At 74.2% G+C, this 1,754-nt stretch carries 2 protein-coding genes; both read right to left on the minus strand.

The features are described 5' to 3' along the window. A partial coding sequence (locus Q0112_RS02160) for an MFS transporter (protein ID WP_297970791.1) occupies positions 1-427 on the minus strand: 427 nt, incomplete at its 3' end. Further along, a complete protein-coding gene (locus Q0112_RS02165) occupies positions 424-1,608 on the minus strand; it encodes an HlyD family secretion protein (RefSeq protein ID WP_297970793.1) in 1,185 nt (394 codons plus the stop codon). The genes Q0112_RS02165 and Q0112_RS02160, both read right to left, overlap by 4 nt. Positions 1,609-1,754 lie beyond the last annotated feature (146 nt).

Below are 1,754 nucleotides of genomic sequence, written 5' to 3' on the forward strand. Positions count from 1 at the left end.
GGCTGTTGATGTTGAGGAGCACCGTCTGGCTGAGCGGCACCAGCGCGGCGCCGGCGATGCCCTGCAGCGTGCGGAAGACGACCATCTCGGTCAGGCTCGTGGCCATGCCGCAGAGCATCGAGGCGACGACGAACCCGGCGACCGAGGCGATGAAGAGCTCGCGCAGCCCCATGCGGTCCGAGAGCCAGCCGGTGACCGGCGTCATGATCGCCGAGGCGACGATGTAGGAGGTCAGCACCCAGGTGATCTGGTCCTGCGCCGCCCCGAGCGAGCCCTGCATCGAGGGCAGCGCGACGTTGGCGATCGTGGTGTCGAGCACCTGCATGATCGTCGCCAGCATGATCGAGAGGGTGATCAGCCCCTTGTTGGCGACGGCCGGCGTCCGGGGCGGCGCCGCAGCCGCCCCGGCTCCTCCGGCGGCGCTCATCGCGCCGGCGCCGCCACCGCCGTGTGCCCGCCGAGCCCGAGGGCGGCGAGGGCATGCGCGACCGGGCGCGGCAGCCCGCGGACGTGGCCGGTGTCGACCTCGACGCTGGCGCTCATGCCGGTGCGGAGCGCCGGCAGCGCCTGCCCCGGCTCGAGTTCGACCCGGAGCGGCACGCGCTGCACCACCTTGACCCAGTTGCCGCTGGCGTTCTGCGCCGGCAGGAGGGCGAACTCCGAGCCCGTGCCGGCGCCGATCGAGTCGATCTCGCCCTTGAGCGGACGGTCCGGGAAGGTGTCGAGCGTCACCTCGACCGGCTGGCCCTCGAGCATGTGGGTGAGGTCGGTCTCCTTGAAGTTCGCCTCGATCCAGGTCTCGTCGGTGGCGACGAGGGTCACGACCGGCACGGCCGGGGTGACGTACTGGCCGTGCTGCAGCCGCGCGGTCTGGCTGACCACGCCGTCGACCGGCGCGCGGACGGTGGTGTTGGCGAGGTCGAGCTCAGCGCCGTTGAGCGCGGCCAGCGCCTCGAGCACCGCCGGGTGGCGGTCGGTGGCGATGTCCGGATCGCCGGCGAGCGCGGCGCGGGCGGAGAGCACCCGGCTTTCGGCCTGGGCGAGCGCGCCCTTGGCCTGCTGCAGCTTGAGCGCGCTGTCGTCGGCGGCCGCCTGCGGCACCACGCCGCCGCGGAAGAGCGCCTGCTGGCGGGCGTCCTGGGTCTCGGCCGTCGCCAGCGCCTCGCGCGCGGTCGCGGCCTCGGAGACGGCCTGGGCGTAGGCGGCCTTCAGCTTCTCGACCTCGAGGCGGGCCGATTCGAGCTTGGCGCGGTCCTCGTCGACGACGCTGCGGTAGACCGCGGGGTCGATGGTGAAGAGCGTGTCGCCGGCCCTGACCGCCGCATTCTCGCCGACCAGCACCGCGTCGATCTGGCCGCTGACCTGCGGCATCACCGAGACGCGGTCCTGCTTCACGTAGGCGTCCTCGGTCGCGACGTAGCGCCCGCCGGTCACCCAGACGTAGCCGCCGGCCAGCGCCAGCGCGAGCGGCAGCGCGACGATCAGCAGTCGCCGCCGGCCGCGCGGGCGCGGCGCCGGGGCGGGTTCGGGCCGGGCGCCGGCGGGCGGCTCCGGGCGGAGCGGCGTGACGTCCTCGGGCGACGGCCCGGAATTCGGCTGGGCGGTCATGCGATTTCCCTTTGCGCCGGCTGGCGGTCGGTTGCGGCGTCGGGCTCGGTCTCGGCGGCGCTGAGGTTGGCGATGATGGTGGCGAGCCCGTCGTGCAGCGCCTGCCGCTCGGCCGCGCCCATCCCGGCGAGCACCTGCTCGTAGAC

The sequence above is a fragment of the uncultured Amaricoccus sp. genome (assembly GCF_937858865.1).
Classification (GTDB): domain Bacteria; phylum Pseudomonadota; class Alphaproteobacteria; order Rhodobacterales; family Rhodobacteraceae; genus Amaricoccus.